31 protein-coding genes are annotated in these 16,753 nt (G+C 41.1%); 1 reads left to right on the forward strand and 30 read right to left on the reverse strand.

All coding sequences use genetic code 11. The features are described 5' to 3' along the window. Window positions 1-19 precede the first annotated feature (19 nt). The 30 genes from rpmJ to rpsL form a co-directional block, all read right to left on the reverse strand. The gene (gene rpmJ / locus FC62_RS07950) at window positions 20-136 is read right to left on the reverse strand and encodes a 50S ribosomal protein L36 (protein ID WP_075362782.1); all 117 of its coding nucleotides are present in this window, start codon (window positions 134-136) and stop codon (window positions 20-22) included. An 18-nt stretch (window positions 137-154) separates the two neighbouring features. Then, complete coding sequence (gene infA, locus FC62_RS03130; protein WP_054745365.1) at window positions 155-373, reverse strand: translation initiation factor IF-1; 219 nt, start codon at window positions 371-373, stop codon at window positions 155-157. Window positions 374-459: 86 nt separating this feature from the next. Next, window positions 460-1,110 (reverse strand): adenylate kinase, encoded by a 651-nt coding sequence (locus FC62_RS03135; RefSeq protein WP_056946607.1) that lies wholly within the window; start codon window positions 1,108-1,110, stop codon window positions 460-462. A gap of 13 nt (window positions 1,111-1,123) precedes the next feature. After that, window positions 1,124-2,419, reverse strand: a complete 1,296-nt coding sequence (secY, locus tag FC62_RS03140; protein ID WP_056946609.1) for a preprotein translocase subunit SecY — start codon at window positions 2,417-2,419, stop codon at window positions 1,124-1,126. Then, complete coding sequence (rplO, locus tag FC62_RS03145) at window positions 2,419-2,859, reverse strand: 50S ribosomal protein L15 (protein ID WP_054745361.1); 441 nt, start codon at window positions 2,857-2,859, stop codon at window positions 2,419-2,421. Before rplO ends, secY begins: the two co-directional genes overlap by 1 nt. Window positions 2,860-2,889: 30 nt before the next feature. Beyond that, complete coding sequence (gene rpmD, locus FC62_RS03150; protein WP_054745359.1) at window positions 2,890-3,075, reverse strand: 50S ribosomal protein L30; 186 nt, start codon at window positions 3,073-3,075, stop codon at window positions 2,890-2,892. A 12-nt stretch (window positions 3,076-3,087) separates the two neighbouring features. Beyond that, window positions 3,088-3,591: a 30S ribosomal protein S5 gene (rpsE, locus tag FC62_RS03155; protein WP_054745357.1), complete on the reverse strand. Its 504-nt coding sequence runs from the start codon at window positions 3,589-3,591 to the stop codon at window positions 3,088-3,090. 16 nt (window positions 3,592-3,607) lie between these two features. Further along, entirely contained in the window at window positions 3,608-3,967 is a 360-nt protein-coding gene (gene rplR / locus FC62_RS03160) for a 50S ribosomal protein L18 (RefSeq protein ID WP_054745355.1), read from the reverse strand. Between the two features lie 28 nt (window positions 3,968-3,995). Further along, window positions 3,996-4,526, reverse strand: a complete 531-nt coding sequence (gene rplF, locus FC62_RS03165; RefSeq protein ID WP_054745353.1) for a 50S ribosomal protein L6 — start codon at window positions 4,524-4,526, stop codon at window positions 3,996-3,998. Between the two features lie 31 nt (window positions 4,527-4,557). Beyond that, a complete protein-coding gene (rpsH, locus tag FC62_RS03170) occupies window positions 4,558-4,956 on the reverse strand; it encodes a 30S ribosomal protein S8 (protein ID WP_054745352.1) in 399 nt (132 codons plus the stop codon). Between the two features lie 34 nt (window positions 4,957-4,990). Next, the gene (locus tag FC62_RS07955; protein WP_075362783.1) at window positions 4,991-5,176 is read right to left on the reverse strand and encodes a type Z 30S ribosomal protein S14; all 186 of its coding nucleotides are present in this window, start codon (window positions 5,174-5,176) and stop codon (window positions 4,991-4,993) included. Window positions 5,177-5,191: 15 nt separating this feature from the next. Next, the gene (rplE, locus tag FC62_RS03175; protein WP_075362784.1) at window positions 5,192-5,734 is read right to left on the reverse strand and encodes a 50S ribosomal protein L5; all 543 of its coding nucleotides are present in this window, start codon (window positions 5,732-5,734) and stop codon (window positions 5,192-5,194) included. A 17-nt stretch (window positions 5,735-5,751) separates the two neighbouring features. Beyond that, the gene (rplX, locus tag FC62_RS03180) at window positions 5,752-6,063 is read right to left on the reverse strand and encodes a 50S ribosomal protein L24 (protein WP_056946611.1); all 312 of its coding nucleotides are present in this window, start codon (window positions 6,061-6,063) and stop codon (window positions 5,752-5,754) included. A 27-nt stretch (window positions 6,064-6,090) separates the two neighbouring features. After that, entirely contained in the window at window positions 6,091-6,459 is a 369-nt protein-coding gene (gene rplN, locus FC62_RS03185) for a 50S ribosomal protein L14 (protein ID WP_054745350.1), read from the reverse strand. A gap of 32 nt (window positions 6,460-6,491) precedes the next feature. Then, window positions 6,492-6,764: a 30S ribosomal protein S17 gene (gene rpsQ / locus FC62_RS03190; protein WP_075362785.1), complete on the reverse strand. Its 273-nt coding sequence runs from the start codon at window positions 6,762-6,764 to the stop codon at window positions 6,492-6,494. Window positions 6,765-6,785: 21 nt separating this feature from the next. Continuing rightward, complete coding sequence (gene rpmC / locus FC62_RS03195; RefSeq protein ID WP_054745349.1) at window positions 6,786-6,980, reverse strand: 50S ribosomal protein L29; 195 nt, start codon at window positions 6,978-6,980, stop codon at window positions 6,786-6,788. Then, the gene (gene rplP / locus FC62_RS03200) at window positions 6,970-7,404 is read right to left on the reverse strand and encodes a 50S ribosomal protein L16 (RefSeq protein WP_054745347.1); all 435 of its coding nucleotides are present in this window, start codon (window positions 7,402-7,404) and stop codon (window positions 6,970-6,972) included. The genes rpmC and rplP overlap by 11 nt, the downstream gene beginning before the upstream one ends. Window positions 7,405-7,406: 2 nt before the next feature. Further along, window positions 7,407-8,090, reverse strand: coding sequence for a 30S ribosomal protein S3 (gene rpsC, locus FC62_RS03205; RefSeq protein ID WP_054745345.1), 684 nt, complete (start codon window positions 8,088-8,090; stop codon window positions 7,407-7,409). Between the two features lie 12 nt (window positions 8,091-8,102). Then, on the reverse strand, window positions 8,103-8,453 hold the full coding sequence (gene rplV / locus FC62_RS03210; RefSeq protein ID WP_054745343.1) for a 50S ribosomal protein L22: 351 nt from the start codon (window positions 8,451-8,453) through the stop codon (window positions 8,103-8,105). A gap of 17 nt (window positions 8,454-8,470) precedes the next feature. Beyond that, window positions 8,471-8,752 (reverse strand): 30S ribosomal protein S19, encoded by a 282-nt coding sequence (gene rpsS, locus FC62_RS03215; protein WP_056946613.1) that lies wholly within the window; start codon window positions 8,750-8,752, stop codon window positions 8,471-8,473. A 26-nt stretch (window positions 8,753-8,778) separates the two neighbouring features. After that, complete coding sequence (gene rplB / locus FC62_RS03220) at window positions 8,779-9,612, reverse strand: 50S ribosomal protein L2 (RefSeq protein WP_054745338.1); 834 nt, start codon at window positions 9,610-9,612, stop codon at window positions 8,779-8,781. A gap of 22 nt (window positions 9,613-9,634) precedes the next feature. Then, the gene (gene rplW / locus FC62_RS03225) at window positions 9,635-9,919 is read right to left on the reverse strand and encodes a 50S ribosomal protein L23 (RefSeq protein WP_054745336.1); all 285 of its coding nucleotides are present in this window, start codon (window positions 9,917-9,919) and stop codon (window positions 9,635-9,637) included. Continuing rightward, the gene (rplD, locus tag FC62_RS03230; protein WP_056946615.1) at window positions 9,919-10,542 is read right to left on the reverse strand and encodes a 50S ribosomal protein L4; all 624 of its coding nucleotides are present in this window, start codon (window positions 10,540-10,542) and stop codon (window positions 9,919-9,921) included. The genes rplW and rplD overlap by 1 nt, the downstream gene beginning before the upstream one ends. Window positions 10,543-10,556: 14 nt before the next feature. Next, on the reverse strand, window positions 10,557-11,186 hold the full coding sequence (rplC, locus tag FC62_RS03235; protein WP_056946617.1) for a 50S ribosomal protein L3: 630 nt from the start codon (window positions 11,184-11,186) through the stop codon (window positions 10,557-10,559). A 27-nt stretch (window positions 11,187-11,213) separates the two neighbouring features. After that, window positions 11,214-11,522, reverse strand: coding sequence for a 30S ribosomal protein S10 (gene rpsJ, locus FC62_RS03240; protein WP_054745333.1), 309 nt, complete (start codon window positions 11,520-11,522; stop codon window positions 11,214-11,216). Between the two features lie 288 nt (window positions 11,523-11,810). Further along, entirely contained in the window at window positions 11,811-11,984 is a 174-nt protein-coding gene (locus FC62_RS08100) for a hypothetical protein (protein WP_156849155.1), read from the reverse strand. 225 nt (window positions 11,985-12,209) lie between these two features. Continuing rightward, window positions 12,210-12,572, reverse strand: coding sequence for a hypothetical protein (locus tag FC62_RS03245; protein WP_056946619.1), 363 nt, complete (start codon window positions 12,570-12,572; stop codon window positions 12,210-12,212). Window positions 12,573-12,826: 254 nt separating this feature from the next. Further along, window positions 12,827-14,926, reverse strand: coding sequence for an elongation factor G (fusA, locus tag FC62_RS03250; protein WP_056946621.1), 2,100 nt, complete (start codon window positions 14,924-14,926; stop codon window positions 12,827-12,829). A gap of 30 nt (window positions 14,927-14,956) precedes the next feature. Then, window positions 14,957-15,427: a 30S ribosomal protein S7 gene (gene rpsG / locus FC62_RS03255; RefSeq protein ID WP_054745330.1), complete on the reverse strand. Its 471-nt coding sequence runs from the start codon at window positions 15,425-15,427 to the stop codon at window positions 14,957-14,959. Between the two features lie 21 nt (window positions 15,428-15,448). Next, the gene (rpsL, locus tag FC62_RS03260; RefSeq protein WP_056946623.1) at window positions 15,449-15,856 is read right to left on the reverse strand and encodes a 30S ribosomal protein S12; all 408 of its coding nucleotides are present in this window, start codon (window positions 15,854-15,856) and stop codon (window positions 15,449-15,451) included. 171 nt (window positions 15,857-16,027) lie between these two features. Between rpsL and FC62_RS03265 the strand changes: the two genes are divergently transcribed. Then, on the forward strand, window positions 16,028-16,741 hold the full coding sequence (locus FC62_RS03265; RefSeq protein WP_056946626.1) for a prepilin peptidase: 714 nt from the start codon (window positions 16,028-16,030) through the stop codon (window positions 16,739-16,741). Window positions 16,742-16,753 lie beyond the last annotated feature (12 nt).

Genomic DNA, 16,753 nt, shown 5'->3' on the forward strand with positions numbered 1-16,753 from the left:
CCATTATTTTATTTTTGTATTAGCCTTGGCGTTGTTTGTGCTTAGCGTTAGCAGAGCAAATAATCATAACGCGGCCATTTCTTTTGATAACTTTACAATGTTCACACATTGGTTTAACTGATGGTCTAACTTTCATTATTTTGCCTCCAGAATCTTACTTATTACGATAGGTAATTCTACCTTTTGTTAAATCATAAGGAGACAATTCAACTGTGACACGATCGCCTGGTAAAATTTTGATGTAATGCATCCGAATCTTACCCGACACGTGCGCCAAAATCGTTGCTCCGTTCTCTAATTCAACTTTAAACATAGCATTAGGTAAGGTATCAATTACCTTACCCTCAACTTCAATGACATCTTCTTTAGCCAAAGTGACCCTCCAAAAAAATTCAAATACGTCATACCTGAGAATTATAGCACTTTTTAGTTAAATTTGAAAAGAACAAGCCACCAATATTAGTCAGCCAAGGCTGCCTCGATGTCCGCAAAGACCTTCTCAGGTGCTTGGTTACCGTTGACATGAGTCAACAGACCTTTGGCATCATAGAAGTCAATTAACGGTGTGTTCATTTCTTTATTAACTTTAAGTCTGTTCTTGACTACTTCGGGTTTGTCATCTTCTCTTTGGTAAAATTCTTTACCGCCGCAACGATCACATACTCCCGCAACTTTTGTTGGATTAGAAATCTTGTTATAAGTCGCACCACAATTCTTACAAATGTAGCGTGCCGAGAGGCGCTCAACCAGAATGTCTTCTGGCACGTCGATACTAATCACTTTAGACAAAGGCTTATTCAAGCGTTCTGTAATTTGATCTAGTAGCTCAGCCTGGACAGTTGTCCGTGGAAATCCATCGAGGATAAAGCCATTTAGAACGTCCGACTTCTGTAATCTTTCTTCAACCAACTTAGCTGTGACTTCGTCAGGAACTAAATCTCCAGCATCCATATACTTCTTTGCTTCCAAGCCCACAGGTGTTTCTTCGGCCATTGCCTCTCTAAACATATCCCCTGTTGAAATGTGAGCCACGTGATATTTATCGATAATCGGTGCTGAGGCTGTGCCTTTGCCAGCACCAGGTAAACCTAATAGAATAATGTTTAACATTTTTTATAAGCTCCTATCTAATAAATCCAACGTACTCTTGTTTCATTAACAAACCATCGATTTGGCGTGAAATTTCTAAAGCAACCCCGATTACGATCAACAAGCTAGTTCCACCCAAGCCAATTGACTGTGGTAGACCCCAGATGTTTGATGCAAGTTGAGGTAGCAAGGCAACTAGGCCAAGGAACACAGCACCAACAGTTGACAGCTTCATCAAAAGGCTGGAAACATATTTTTCGGTTTCTTTACCTGGCCAAACACTAGGGATATATGCTCCCTGCTTTTGTAAATTCTCCGCCAACTTTTCGGGATTCACCTGAACGAAGGCATAGAAGAAGGTAAAGAGGATAATCAAAAATGTATAAATCAATGCACCAGTTGTCGTTTGTAAACTAAAGATTTCTGATAAAACCTTGTACCAAGTTGCATCACTGTAACTTGATTGGAAAGCAACCAGAACCGTAGCGGGTGTCACAATGAAAGAACTAGCAAAGATAACTGGAATAACACCAGCAACGTTTACCTTTAAGGGCAGATAACTTTCTGAACCGCTAACCGCGGCTCTTCTAGTATACTGAATCGGAATCTTTCTATTAGCCTGCTGAACGTAAGTGACGAAAGTTGTAACTAATAAGACAGCTACAACGACAGCAACGATAAAGATGATTCCAGTAGTACGATCACTAGCTGACGCGTTGATGATGTACTCCTTAATCAGTGCATATAAGCCACTTGGTAGACGAGCGATGATCCCGGCAAAAATCAGCATGGAAACGCCATTTCCCAGACCCTTATCAGTAATTTGATCACCTAACCAAGTCAGTAACATGGTTCCGGCGGTCATAATGATACCGATCTGAATATATGAGGTCACCGTTTGCTCTTTCACCAGCCCAGCACTTGTCAAAGCATTGAAACCTAATGTAATCCCAATACTTTGGATAAACGCCACAACGAGTGAAAGATATCTAGTTACTTGGTTTGTCTTACGCCGGCCAACCTCACCTTGTTTCCCCCATTCAACTAATCGTGGCACGATGTCCATCTGCAAAAGTTGAATAACGATTTGTGCGGTAATGTACGGCGAAACACCGAGTGCAAAGATTGAATAGTTAGCCAACCCGCCACCACTAACGGTGTCGAGGATTGGAATCAGCCCAACCTCTGCAACTTTACTAATTGCACCAGCGTTAATCCCAGGCACTGTGATATTTGATCCAATCCGATAAAGAAACAGAATGAATAAAGTGAAAAAAATCTTCTTTCTAATCTCTTTATCCGCAAATGCGTTCTTCAACGTTGAGAACATTAGATCACCTCGATAGTTCCACCAGCTGCTTCAACTGCCTTTTTGGCAGCCTCTGATACCTTGTTAACCTTCACAGTCAACTTAACAGAAAGCTCACCGTTAGCTAAAAGCTTTACACCAGCTAATTCTTTCTTAACTAATCCACTTTCAACTAATAAAGCAGGTGTAACTTCAGTACCTTCTTCAAATCTGTTTAAGTCAGCCAAGCTAACTACTGCATATTCTTTACGGTTAATATTCTTGAAACCACGTTTTGGCATTCTTCTGAATAATGGCATTTGACCACCTTCAAAACCAAGACGTGTTTTACCACCTGATCTTGCAAGTTGGCCCTTTTGACCACGACCAGCAGTTTTACCTGTACCAGATGAAGTTCCACGACCTACTCGCTTACGATCACTACGTGATCCCTCAGCAGGCTTCAATTCATGAAGTTTCATTAAACCGCACCTCCTTATTTATTATTTTGATTAATCTTTAACTTCTTCAACACTAATTAAGTGCGCAATCTTGAGTAATGCGCCACGAATAGCTGCATTATCGGGTTTTACGACGCTACTATTTACACGGTTCAAACCAAGCTCTTTAACAATAGTTCTTTGAGCTGGAAGACGATGAGCAGCGCTTCTGATTAAAGTAACTTTTAATTTAGCCATCTACTCTTCCTCCTAGTTTTGTAAACTCTTAGCATCGGCACCACGAAGGGCTACAAGATCTTCTCTAGTATTCAAGCTCTTCAAGCCATCCATCGTTGCGCGGATAACATTAATAGGTGTATTTGAGCCAAGTGACTTACTTGTAACATCGGCAACACCTGCAAGGTCCATCACGATACGCACTGGACCACCAGCTGCAACACCAGAACCTTCTTCAGCAGGTTTCAACATAATCCGACCTGCACCATAACGGCCAACAGTTTCATGAGGAATAGTTGAGCCAACAGTTGGAACTTCGATTAAGTTCTTTTTAGCATCTTCAACAGCCTTGCGAATAGCTTCTGGAACTTCTTGAGCTTTACCTGTACCAAAGCCAACGTGGCCAGCCTTATCACCAACAATGACGATTGCGGCAAATCTTAGACGACGTCCACCTTTAACAACTTTAGTAACACGGTTGATACCAACCAATTGGTCCTCTAACTCAAGTGTGTTTGGATCGATATGAGTTGTCATTAACTTTACCTCCCTCTTAGAATTCTAATCCGTTTTCGCGGGCTGCATCAGCTAGAACTTGAATACGGCCGTGGTATAAGTAACCACTTCTGTCAAAAACGATTGATGTGATATTTTTCTTTTTACCAGCTTCAGCAATTAATTTACCAACTGCTTCTGCTTGTTCAACCTTGGTAGCGTCTGAGCTAACAGACTTATCAAGACTTGAGGCACTTGCTAGCGTTACACCCGCTACGTCATCAATTAATTGAGCGTAGATGTTTTTATTCGAACGGAAAATACTCAAGCGTGGGCGCTCAGCAGTACCAGAAATTTTATTACGAATACGCGAATGACGTTTTAAACGTACATTGTTTTTATCTGGTTTTGAAATCACAATTTCACCTCATATAAAATTTTACTAACTATTTACCAGTCTTACCTTCCTTACGACGAACGATTTCATCGGCGTAACGAATTCCTTTACCTTTATAAGGTTCTGGTGGACGAACATCTCTAATTTCAGCTGCAAATTGACCAACAACTTGTTTGCTGATACCTGAAATTACGATTTCAGTATTAGATGGTACCTGAATTTCAATACCCTCAGGAGCATCGAATTCAACAGGATGTGAGTAACCAACGGCAAGAACTAACTTCTTACCTTGTAATTGGGCACGGTAACCAACACCAACTAGGTTAAGTGTCTTGGTGTAACCATCGGTAACACCAACAACCATACTTTCAAGGTTTGCTCTCATAGTACCATGTAAAGCCTTGTCAGATTCAGATGAACGTTCGAAACGAACTTGACCATCTTTTTCTTCAAACGTAATTTTAGGATCAAAATGTCTAGTCAATTCGCCTTTAGGTCCCTTAACAGTCACATCGTCACCATTCTTGGTGATTGTAACAGCTGCAGGAACTTCAATTAATTTATAACCAATACGACTCATTATTTTGCCCCTTTCTTTGATGATTTAGATATTACCAAACGTAGGCGAGCACTTCGCCACCAACATTTTTTTGTCTTGCTTCTTTGTCAGTAATAACGCCATTAGATGTTGAGATAATTGCAATCCCAAGACCGTTCAATACCTTTGGCACATTATCAGCTGGAACGTAACTTCTAAGTCCTGGTTTTGATATTCTCTTTAAACCAGTGATAACACGTTCGTTTTCACGACCATATTTCAGGAAGACCTTGATCATTCCTTGCTTATTGTCTTCTGAAACTTCGTAATCACGGATAAATCCTTCTTGTTTCAGGATTTCAGAGATAGACTTCTTGATGTTTGATGCAGGAATCATAACGGAATCATGTCTTGCCATGTTAGCATTTCTGATTCTTGTTAAGTAATCTGCGATTGGATCTGTCATGACCATAGAGCCAATGCCTCCTTTTCTTCAAGTATTAATATTACCAGCTTGCCTTTTTAAGACCTGGAATTTGTCCTTTGTGTGCCAATTCTTTCAAGCAAATACGGCATAACTTGAATTTACGATATACAGAGTGTGGACGACCACATCTCTCACATCTTGTGTATGCTTGCGTCGAGAATTTAGCTGGACGGTGGTTTTTTACAATTTGTGATGTCTTAGCCAATTAAATTTCCTCCAATTATTTTGCGAATGGCATACCAACTTGAGTCAGAAGCTCACGTGCTTCTTCGTCAGTGTTAGCAGTCGTAACGATAACAATGTCCAAACCACGAACGCGGTTTACCTTGTCATAATCAACTTCTGGGAAAATCAATTGTTCTCTTACACCGAGAGTGTAGTTACCACGACCATCAAAAGCTTTTGCGCTGATACCGTGGAAATCACGCACACGAGGAAGAGAAACACTAATCAATTTGTCTAAGAAGTCATACATACGTTCACCACGTAGTGTAACCTTAGTACCAATTGACATACCTTCACGTAAACGGAATCCAGCGATAGATTTCTTAGCTTTCGTAATCATTGGCTTTTGGCCCGAAATCAGAGTTAACTCTTCAACGGCTTCGTCAAGATTCTTAGCATTTGAAACTGCGTCACCAACACCCATATTCAACACGATTTTTTCAATCTTAGGTGCTTGCATGATTGAAGAATATTCGAACTTCTTCATCAATGATGGAACGATTTCAGCAGTATATCTTTCTTTTAAGCGATTAGTCACTTGTTGTCCTCCCTTCCTTATTTATCAATAGCCTTGCCAGATTTTTTAGCAACACGAACTTTTTTGCCATCAATCACTTCATGACTGATTCTAGTTGGTTGGTTAGTTTCTGGATCAATCAACATTACATTTGAAGCATCGATTGCTGCTTCTTGGTCGTTGATTCCGCCATTTGGGTTGGTCTGTGAAGGCTTTTGATGCTTCTTGACCAAATTGATGCCTTCAACAACCACTTTATTATTCTTCTTATTGACACTTAAAATCGTGCCTTCTTTACCTTTGTCTTTACCGGCAATAACTTTAACTTTGTCACCTGTTTTAACAAACATCAGTGCACCTCCCTGTAATAAATGTTTTTATAATACTTCAGGAGCAAGAGATACGATCTTCATAAAATCATGCTCACGTAATTCACGTGCGACAGGTCCAAAAATACGTGTTCCTCGAGGACTCTTATCTGCATTAATCAGTACTGCAGCATTTTCATCAAATTTGATATAAGATCCGTCTTCGCGGCGCGCACCTGACTTTGTTCTAACGATAACAGCCTTAACAACGTCACCCTTTTTGACAACGCCACCTGGTGTTGCTTGTTTAACAGTAGCAACGATGACATCACCGATATTCGCAACCTTGCGACCTGAACCACCAAGTACTTTGATAGTCAAGATTTCACGAGCGCCAGAGTTATCGGCAATCTTCAAACGACTTTCTTGTTGTATCACAATGTGTTCCTCCCTTCGCTCTTATTCAAAAACTAAATAATAACTGCCTTTTCAACGATTTCTGTCAAACGGAAACGTTTTGAACGAGATAATGGTCGGGTTTCCATAATGCGAACAATATCTCCAACTTTTGCTTCGTTGCTTTCGTCGTGTGCGTAATATTTCTTAGAATATTTAACACGCTTCTTGTAGACAGGATGTGTCTTGTAAGTCTCAACAACAACAGTAATTGTTTTGTCCATCTTGTCTGATACAACACGACCTTGATAGACGTGACGACTATTTCTTTCAGTAGCTTCGCTCAAGTTAATGACTCCCTTCCATTTCTATTTATTCAATTCTTGTTCACGTAGAACAGTTTTGATTCTGGCAATATTTTTACGAACTTGTTTCAAGCGAGCGGTATTTTCCAATTGACCAGTAGCTTGTTGAAAACGCAAGTTAAAGAGTTCTTCTTTGTATTGCTTTTCTTTGTCCAACATTTGCGCAGTGGTTAAATCTTTGATTTCATTAGCCTTCATTAGAATCGCCACCTACTTCCTCGCGTTTTACAAACTTAGTCTTGATTGGCAATTTGTGTGATGCAAGTCTTAATGCTTCACGTGCGACTTCTTCAGAAACGCCACCAATTTCGAATAAGATCTTTTCTCTTTTAACTGGTGCTACCCAACCTGCTGGTGCACCTTTACCAGAACCCATACGAACACCAACACCCTTAGCAGTGTATGACTTATGTGGGAAGATTCTAATCCAAACTTTACCACCACGTTTCATATAACGCGTCATAGCAACACGAGCTGCCTCGATTTGTCTGTTAGTAATCCAATGAGATTCTAATGCTTCTAACCCATATTGACCGAAATCAACATTCTTACCGCCTTTGGCAGCTCCGCGCATCTTACCACGGAACTCACGACGGTGTTTTACACGTTTAGGAACTAACATGATTAGTTTCCTCCTTTCACGCTCTTTTTCTGATCAGTACTTGCTGCAACATTCTTACGTGCAGGTAAAACTTCACCACGGTAGATCCAAACTTTAATACCAAGTTGGCCATAAGTGGTTCTTGCTTCAACCCAAGCATAGTCGATATCAGCTCTCAAAGTGTGAAGAGGAACTGTACCTTCTGTATGCCATTCCTTACGCGCAATGTCAGCACCGTTTAAACGACCTGAGATTTGTGTTTTGATACCCTTTGCTCCCGCACGCATAGTACGTGTAGTTGCTTGTCTTTGTGCACGTCTAAAAGCAATACGAGCTTCTAGTTGACGGGCGATACCTTCACCCACCAATTTAGCATCAAGATCGGGTTGTTTAACTTCCACGATGTTTACGTGAATTTGTTTGTTAGTTAAGTTGTTAAGTTCTTTTCTCAAACTTTCAACTTCTGATCCACCTTTACCAATAACCATACCAGGCTTAGCGGTGTGGATAGAAACGTTGATTTTATTTGCAGCACGTTCAATTTCTACTTGTGATACTGAAGCTTCTGCCAACTTAGTTTCGATATACTTTCTTACTTTGATATCTTCAATTAAGTTATCAGCATAATCCTTGTCAGCATACCATTTAGCTTCCCAATCGCGGATTACTCCGACACGGAAACCAATTGGGTTAATTTTCTGACCCATTGAATAACCCTCCTATTCCTTTTCTGAAACTACGACTACGACATGGCTAGTTCTCTTGTTGATTGGAGAAGCCATTCCTTTGGCACGTGGACGGAATCTCTTAAGAGTTGGTCCTTCGTTGACGTATGCTTCAGATACATAAAGGTTTGCAGACTCTAAATCGTAATTGTGTTCTGCGTTAGCAACTGCTGATTTCAAAACTTTTTCAACAATTGGAGATGCTGCTCTTGGAGTAAACTCAAGAATTGCGAATGCTTCTGCAACGCTCTTGCCACGAATTAAGTCCACAACTAGGCGGGCCTTACGGGCTGCGATGCGAATCGTTCTACCTTCAGCTTTAGCTGATGTAATTTGATCTGCCATCAGATTGTTTCTCCTTTCTACTTACCTGTTGTCTTTTTGTCGTTGCCTGAATGACCACGGAAGGTTCTTGTTGGCACGAATTCGCCAAGTTTATGACCAACCATATCTTCAGAAATAAATACTGGAACATGTTTTCTGCCATCGTAAACAGCTATTGTAAAACCTACAAATGAAGGGAAAATAGTTGAACGACGAGACCATGTCTTAATAACTTGCTTCTTTTCTTGATCAGCTTGAGCATCGATCTTCTTCAAAAGATGCGCATCTGCAAATGGACCTTTTTTAATACTACGGCTCATTTATTTGGACCTCCTTTAGTTAACTATTATTTACCCTTACGATGACGAATAACGAGTCTTTCTGACTTAGCCTTCTTATCGCGAGTCTTAACACCCATCGTCTTCTTACCCCATGGTGACATAGGAGATGGACGACCGATTGGTGCTTTACCTTCACCACCACCATGTGGGTGATCGTTAGGGTTCATGACAGAACCACGAACTGTTGGACGAACGCCCATCCAGCGAGTACGGCCAGCTTTACCAATCTTAATTAATTCGTGTTGTTCGTTACCAACGGCACCGATTGTTGCACGGGCTGCAGATAAAATCATCCGAACTTCACCGGAATTCAAACGGATAAGTGTGTATTTCTCCTCATGACCAAGAACTTGAGCTGAAGTACCAGCAGATCTAATCAATTGAGCACCCTTACCAGGTTTCATTTCGATGTTGTGAATTGTTGTACCAACGGGGATATTTGCAAGTGGTAATGCGTTACCTACCTTGATATCAGCGTTTGCACCAGATTCAAGAACTTGTCCTACTTCAAGGCCCTTAGGGGCCAGGATGTAAGTCTTTACACCATCAGTGTAGTGTAGCAAAGCAATATTTGCTGTTCTATTTGGATCGTATTCAATCGTCTTAACGACTGCTTTAACATCGTCTTTGTTACGCTTGAAGTCGATTACACGATACTTTTGCTTATGGCCACCACCACGATGTCTAACAGTGATATGACCGTGGGCATTTCTACCCGCTGTTTTGCTTTCTGATTCAAGCAAAGTCTTCTCAGGCTTTGTTGCTGTAATTTCAGCGAAATCAGATGCAGTCATATTCCGTCGACCGTTGGTCGTTGGCTTATATTTAATAATAGCCAATTGATTTACCTCCTATTATTTATTAATCTTCAAAGATTTTAATTTGTTTAGAATCGCTAGTTAGAGTAACAATAGCTTTTCTACGGCGACGAGTTAAGCCAACGTGTTGACCAACGCGCTTCTTCTTACCGCGAACGTTCATGATGTTAACTGATTTAACCTTGACGTCAAAAATTTCTTGAACTGCGTTTTTAACTTGAGTCTTATCGGCATCGGTATGAACGTCGAAAGTGTATTTGCCATCTTCCATCAGATTCATTGAATCTTCAGTGATTACTGGCTTTAAAATGATATCACGTGCATTCATTATGCTAATACCTCCTCAATTTGTTTAACAGCATCTTGAGTGATGATTAACTTGTCATAGTTGACAACATCTAAAACGTTTAAGCCTTTTGCTGGTAATACCTTAGTGTTAGCTAAGTTACGACCTGATAAAGCAGCGTTCATGTTGTCGTCTTCGACGATAACAAGTGTCTTTGTGTCAACATTTAAGTTGTTCAATACTGCTGAAAATTCCTTAGTTTTTGGACTTTCGAATGCTAATTTGTTTAAGACGATTAAACTTTCGTCAAGCACTTTTTGTGAAAGAGCTGACTTGATAGCTAAACGACGGACCTTCTTTGGTAACTTGTAGCTGTATGATCTTGGAGTTGGTCCAAAGACGATACCACCACCGCGCCATTGAGGTGAACGGATAGAACCTTGGCGGGCACGACCTGTACCTTTTTGTCTCCAAGGCTTACGGCCACCACCACGTACAGCAGATCTGTTCTTCACAGCATGTGTACCTTGGCGAAGGGAAGCTCTTTGCATGATTACTGCATCAAACAAGACATTTTCATTTGGCTCAACACCGAAAACATCATCGTTCAATGTCATTTCGCCAGCTTCTTTACCTAATTGATCTAAAACTTTAATACTAGCCATTGTAGTCCTCCTTCCTATTTAGCAGCTTTAACAGCTGATCTGATTGTGATTAATGAGTTCTTTGCTCCTGGAACATTACCAGAAACCAAAATTACGTTTTTATCGGCAACTACCTTAACAACACTAAGGTTTTGGATAGTCACGCGTTTGCCACCCATACGGCCCGGCAATCTCTTACCCTTGAACACACGGTTGATAACAGCACCCATTGAACCTGGGATTCTGTGATATCTTGAACCGTGGGTTTCAGGTCCACGTGATTGTCCCCAACGCTTGATGTTACCTTGGAAACCATGACCCTTTGTAGTACCAGTAACGTCGATTACGTCACCTTCCTTAAATGTGTCAACCGTAACTTCTGAGCCTACTTCATATTCACTAAGCTCAACATTACGAATTTCTCGAACGAAGCGCTTAGGTGTAGTGTTTGCTTTAGCAGCATGTCCCTTAGCTGGTTTTGTTTGACGAACTTCACGGACGTCTTGGTAACCGAGTTGAACAGCTTCGTAGCCGTCGCTCTCAACTGTCTTAACTTGAAGAACTACGTTTGGTGTAGCTTCAACAACAGTTACAGGTACCAATGTACCGTCCTCAGTGAAGATTTGCGTCATACCAACTTTTTTGCCTAAGATTCCTTTGGTCATGATGTACCTCCATTTTTTATTTGAAAATTATAATTTGATCTCGATGTCAACACCACTTGGTAAGTCTAACTTCATCAATGAATCAACAGTTTTAGGTGTTGGGTTCACGATGTCGATAAGACGTTTGTGAGTGCGCATTTCAAATTGTTCACGAGAATCTTTGTGCTTATGTGGTGAGCGAAGCACCGTGTAAAGTGTCCGTTCTGTTGGCAAAGGAATTGGACCTGAAATTTCAGCACCAGTTCTTTTTGCTGTTTCCACAATCTTAGCTGCAGATTGATCGAGAATACCATGTTCGTAAGACTTTAATCTGATACGAATCTTTTGACTTGCCATTTGAAAACCTCCTTCGTTTCTTTTTAAAAGATAACTTGCTCGACGAAAGTTACCGGACACCTGCGTGGCAATGCATCCTGGTGTGCCGCAATCTCTCGCGTCAACGCTTTGTCGTTGTGCCGGCTTACTAGGGCATAGTTCACCCCTCGGTAAAATCAACACTTGTAATATAATAATGCATTTGAGCCGAATTTACAAGACTTTTTGCCCTTTTTCAACAAAAAAACTTGGTCTTTGACCAAGCATTCGCGGAGAACCTGTTTGATATCCAATTAGTTTGGTTAATTTTTATTTTTCAGCTACCAAATTAGTCATCTGTTCCTCCGCAGAGTTATCTTCAAGAATAGACGGTGCATTGGTTGAATGACCTTGGCCGTCACCATGCGATTTTGGCATTTTTTCCCGCTTAAATTTACCACTACTATTTTGTTCGAAGATACTACTACCAGCGTAAACTGACATATAATATTCTTCATCAATATTATTAGCGCCCCGTGGTGCCCTTGATGCGACTATTGCGTAGGTTTTACCCATCTTAGGGAGTGGTGAATATGAATACTTGGCCGTGACAAGTACATTTATTTTTAGTTCTTTCTTTTCTTCCTTAGTTAAACCATCTTTATCTGCAATACTTTTGAAGAGATCACTTTTCTTGATATTTCCACCTGCAAATAAAATTTTAATATCTCAATTAATGAATGATTGGTCGCCATTCAACACCTGAGTAACATTGATTGTAGCCATAGTGTAGGCTGCTGTTGTCACTCCGAGGTAGGGTTTGTCTTCAAGCGCCTTAACCTTACCAACAAATGCCAATTCGCCAGATTCAATTAATTCTTGGAAATTATGTGGGATATTTGACTGCAACAATTCGCTGTCAATATTGACTTGCTCGTGATAACTAAATTTCGTCTGTGTCGCTTGTTTTACACCAGTGTGTTCGGGAGAAGCTTGAATCGAAGTGTTATTTGGGGTCCCATAAAAAAGTGTTAGTGCACCAAGGGTAAATATTACCGAAACACTTATAAAGATATTTCTTCTTTTAAACATACTTTTGTTCTCCATTCTAATAAAGGTGATTTATACCAGCCAAATCATTAATAGTCGGTCCATTTAATCCACTACCTATATGAGTTCTCGTTATAGTCGGATAATTAGAATCATCATTAAGCGCCAAAACCAAGACAAATTTATAGGACAATTATACGGATTTTATGATTAAATAGGCAACACTTTTGTGAATAAAAAAATCACCCTACCTAAGTAGGATGATTTCTAATTTATAGACTGTTCGAGATTATCAATTAATCTTCGGCAGGTTTGCCGCCATTTTTCTTAATGATATCTTCTTGGATAGACTTAGGAACTGGTTCGTAATGATCAAAGACCATTGTGAAAGTACCACGTCCTTGAGTTGCTGAACGCAATGTTGTTGCGTAGCCAAACATCTCTGATAGAGGCACAAATGAGTTAACGATTTGCGCATTACCACGTGCTTCCATACCCTCAACACGACCACGACGTGCAGTTACTTGACCCATAACATCACCAAGATATTCTTCAGGGGCAACAACTTCCACCTTCATGATTGGTTCGAGGATTACGGCACCAGCCTTCTTAGCAGCATTCTTCAATGCAATAGAAGCGGCAACCTTAAAGGCAGCTTCTGATGAATCGACTTCATGGTAACTACCATCGTATAGCTTAGCCTTAACGTCAATTAATGGATATCCGGCAAGAACACCATTATCCATTGATTCCTTCAGACCTTGCTCTACAGAAGGAATATATTCACGAGGAACAACACCACCAACGATGGCATTCTCAAACTCGAAACCTTTTCCTTCTTCATTTGGTGTGAATTCAATCCAAACGTCACCATATTGACCTTTACCACCTGATTGACGCACGAACTTACCTTGTGCTTGTGCAGGCTTAGTAAATGTTTCACGGTAGGCAACTTGAGGTGCACCAACTTTGGCATCAACCTTAAATTCACGTTTCATCCGGTCAACCATGATGTCCAGATGTAATTCACCCATTCCGGCAATCAGAGTTTCACCTGTCTCAGGGTTAGTTTCTGCCTTGAAAGTTGGATCTTCTTCAGCAAGCTTTTGGATGGCAACATCGAGCTTATCACGGTCTTCTTTTGAGTTAGGCTCGATTGAAACTTGGATAACTGGGTCAGGAATTTCAAGTGATTCCAGAATCAACGGATGATCGACATCAGTCAATGAGTCACCAGTTGTCGTGTTCTTCAAACCAATTGCAGCTGCGATATCACCAGAGAAAACTTCAGGAATCTCTTGACGGTGATTTGAGTGCATTTGGAGCAGACGTCCTACACGTTCACGGTTGTTCTTTGAAACGTTCATCACATATGAACCAGCTTCAAGCGTACCAGTGTAGACACGGATAAATGTTAAACGACCAACGAATGGGTCAGTTGCAATCTTGAAGGCAAGAGCTGCGAATGGCTTATCGTCGCCAGCCATCAGATCTTCTTCTTCTTCCGTCTTAGGATCCTTTGCATGGTAAGGCTTAACATCAAGTGGTGATGGTAGGTAGTCAATAACCGCATCCATCAACATTTGTACACCCTTATTCTTGAAGGCAGAACCCGCAAGAACTGGGAAGAACTTCAAAGCAAGAGTAGCACGACGAATTGCGGCTTTCAGTTCAGGAATAGTGATTTCTTCACCTTCCAGATATTTTTCCATCAGGTCATCGTCAACGTCAGCAACAGCTTCAACCAGCTCAGAACGACGCTTCTTTGCTTCCTCAAGGTACTGCTCGGGAACTTCAACAGTATCCCATTTTGAACCTAATTCATCTTCATCGTAGATATCAGCAACCATCTCAATTAGGTCAATGACACCTTCGAATTGATCTTCAGCACCGATAGGCATTTGGATAGCATGTGCGTTAGCCATCAGACGTTCGTGGAGAGTCCCCACCGAATAGTCAAAGTTTGCACCAATCTTATCCATCTTGTTAACGAAAACAAGACGAGGAACACTATAAGTAGTTGCTTGACGCCAAACGTTTTCAGTTTGGGGTTCAACACCTGATTGTGCATCAAGCACAGTGATTGCGCCATCAAGTACACGGAGCGAACGCTCAACTTCAATCGTGAAGTCAACGTGTCCTGGGGTGTCGATGATGTTGATTCTGTTACCCTTCCATTGAGCGGTTGTGGCAGCAGATGTGATAGTGATACCACGTTCTTGTTCTTGTTCCATCCAGTCCATTTGTGAAGCACCATCATGGGTTTCACCAATCTTGTGGATTTTACCAGTATAGTACAAAATACGTTCAGTAGTAGTGGTTTTACCGGCATCGATGTGGGCCATGATACCGATATTACGTGTTTTATCTAACGGAAATTCACGTTTATTTGCCATGTACTTATTCTCCTTTCAAAAGAAATTATCTTACCAGCGGTAATGAGCGAATGCACGGTTAGCTTCAGCCATCCGATGTACATCTTCACGTTTCTTGACTGCTGCACCAGTATTATTAGCAGCATCCATAATCTCGTTAGCAAGACGAACATCCATTGTGTGCTCGTTACGAAGTCTTGCATAACTAACAAGCCATCTGAGACCTAATGTAGTTCTTCTTTCTGGACGAACTTCGATCGGAATTTGGTAGTTAGAACCACCAATACGGCGAGCCTTAACTTCAAGTACTGGCATGATGTTATTCATTGCTTCTTCGAAAACATCAACAGGATTCTTACCTGTCTTTTCTTCGATGATTTTGAATGCGTCATACAGAATATAAGAAGCTTTTGCTTTCTTACCATCGTACATCAAGTGGTTTACAAGCTTTGAAACTAATTTTGAGTTGTAAATTGGATCTGGTAAAATATCTCTCTTTTGAACGTTACCTTTTCTTGGCATTGTCTGATCTCCTTTCTGCTATTAAGCTTTCTTTGCACCGTACTTAGAACGACCTTGTTTACGACCATCAACACCAGCAGTATCAAGAGCACCACGGATGATATGGTAACGTACACCAGGTAAATCCTTTACACGTCCACCACGGATTAAGACAACACTATGTTCTTGGAGGTTATGACCGATACCAGGAATATAAGCGGTAACTTCAATCAGATTTGACAAGCGCACACGAGCATACTTACGCAAAGCTGAGTTAGGCTTCTTAGGTGTCATAGTACCGACACGAGTTGCAACACCACGCTTTTGTGGTGCTGGGTTATCTGTTAATGTTTTCTTCTTACTGTTGTATCCAAAGTTCAAGGCAGGTGAGTCAGACTTTGAAGTTCTTGACTTACGGCCTTTTCTAACCAATTGATTAATTGTTGGCATGAAAGTGATTCCTCCTATTTTTTGTTCACACATCCAGGAGTTTCTTTTTGAGCTCAAGGATGTCCATTGCAATTAAGCACGTCCACTAATTTACCACGATTTCCACCAATCGTCAATATTGAAAAATGAAAAAGACCAGTTTTGACGTATTTATTAAGTGGAGGTTGAAATATGATTTATATTTACGCATTTATTGGCTGTTGCATCTCATCGCACGCCGCCGTCGTCTTTGAACGGTTGGAGCGCGCGGAGGACTTCGTTAGCCTGCCATCACGTTGCCAGAACTGCCAGCAGCCTATCTCCTGGTTCGACCTAATTCCCATCATCAGCTTCGTTTTATTACGCGGTCGCTGTAGCAATTGTCATGCACAGATTCCAGGCGCGCTTTTTATGACAGAGCTCTGTGGTGGTTTAATTGGTACTTTATTCTATATCCTTGAACTGCCAATTACAACTCAACTAGGCTATGGCACGCTCCTCTTCTTTGTCGGCATCGCAGCACTGCAGGACCGGCGTCAGCAAGAGTTTGACTTAAACCTGTTGCTAGCGCCATTAGCAGTTGGGATGGTCCGATTGTTCACTAATCCACCGGACCAGATAATCCTATTGTTTGGGACCGTCACCGCACTTGCTCTAGGCTGGCTTGTTTTCAAAAAGCAACTGGGCGTTGGTGACCTACTGGTTTATTTCATCATGGGATTGGTTACAGATTTCCCGGTCGCAAATCGGGTGCTTTTGCTGGCATCAGTCATCGTCATCGCGACCAACATCCCATTACTAGTCAAGCCAACTACTAAACGAGCTCAGCGTGTTGCTTTCATCCCGGCACTCTTTCATGGCTTAGTCCTTCATCTCATCATTCGGGCAATTATCATCTCTGTCTGAGTAAATAATTAC

The organism is Amylolactobacillus amylotrophicus DSM 20534, from assembly GCF_001434555.1.
GTDB classification, from domain to species: domain Bacteria; phylum Bacillota; class Bacilli; order Lactobacillales; family Lactobacillaceae; genus Amylolactobacillus; species Amylolactobacillus amylophilus.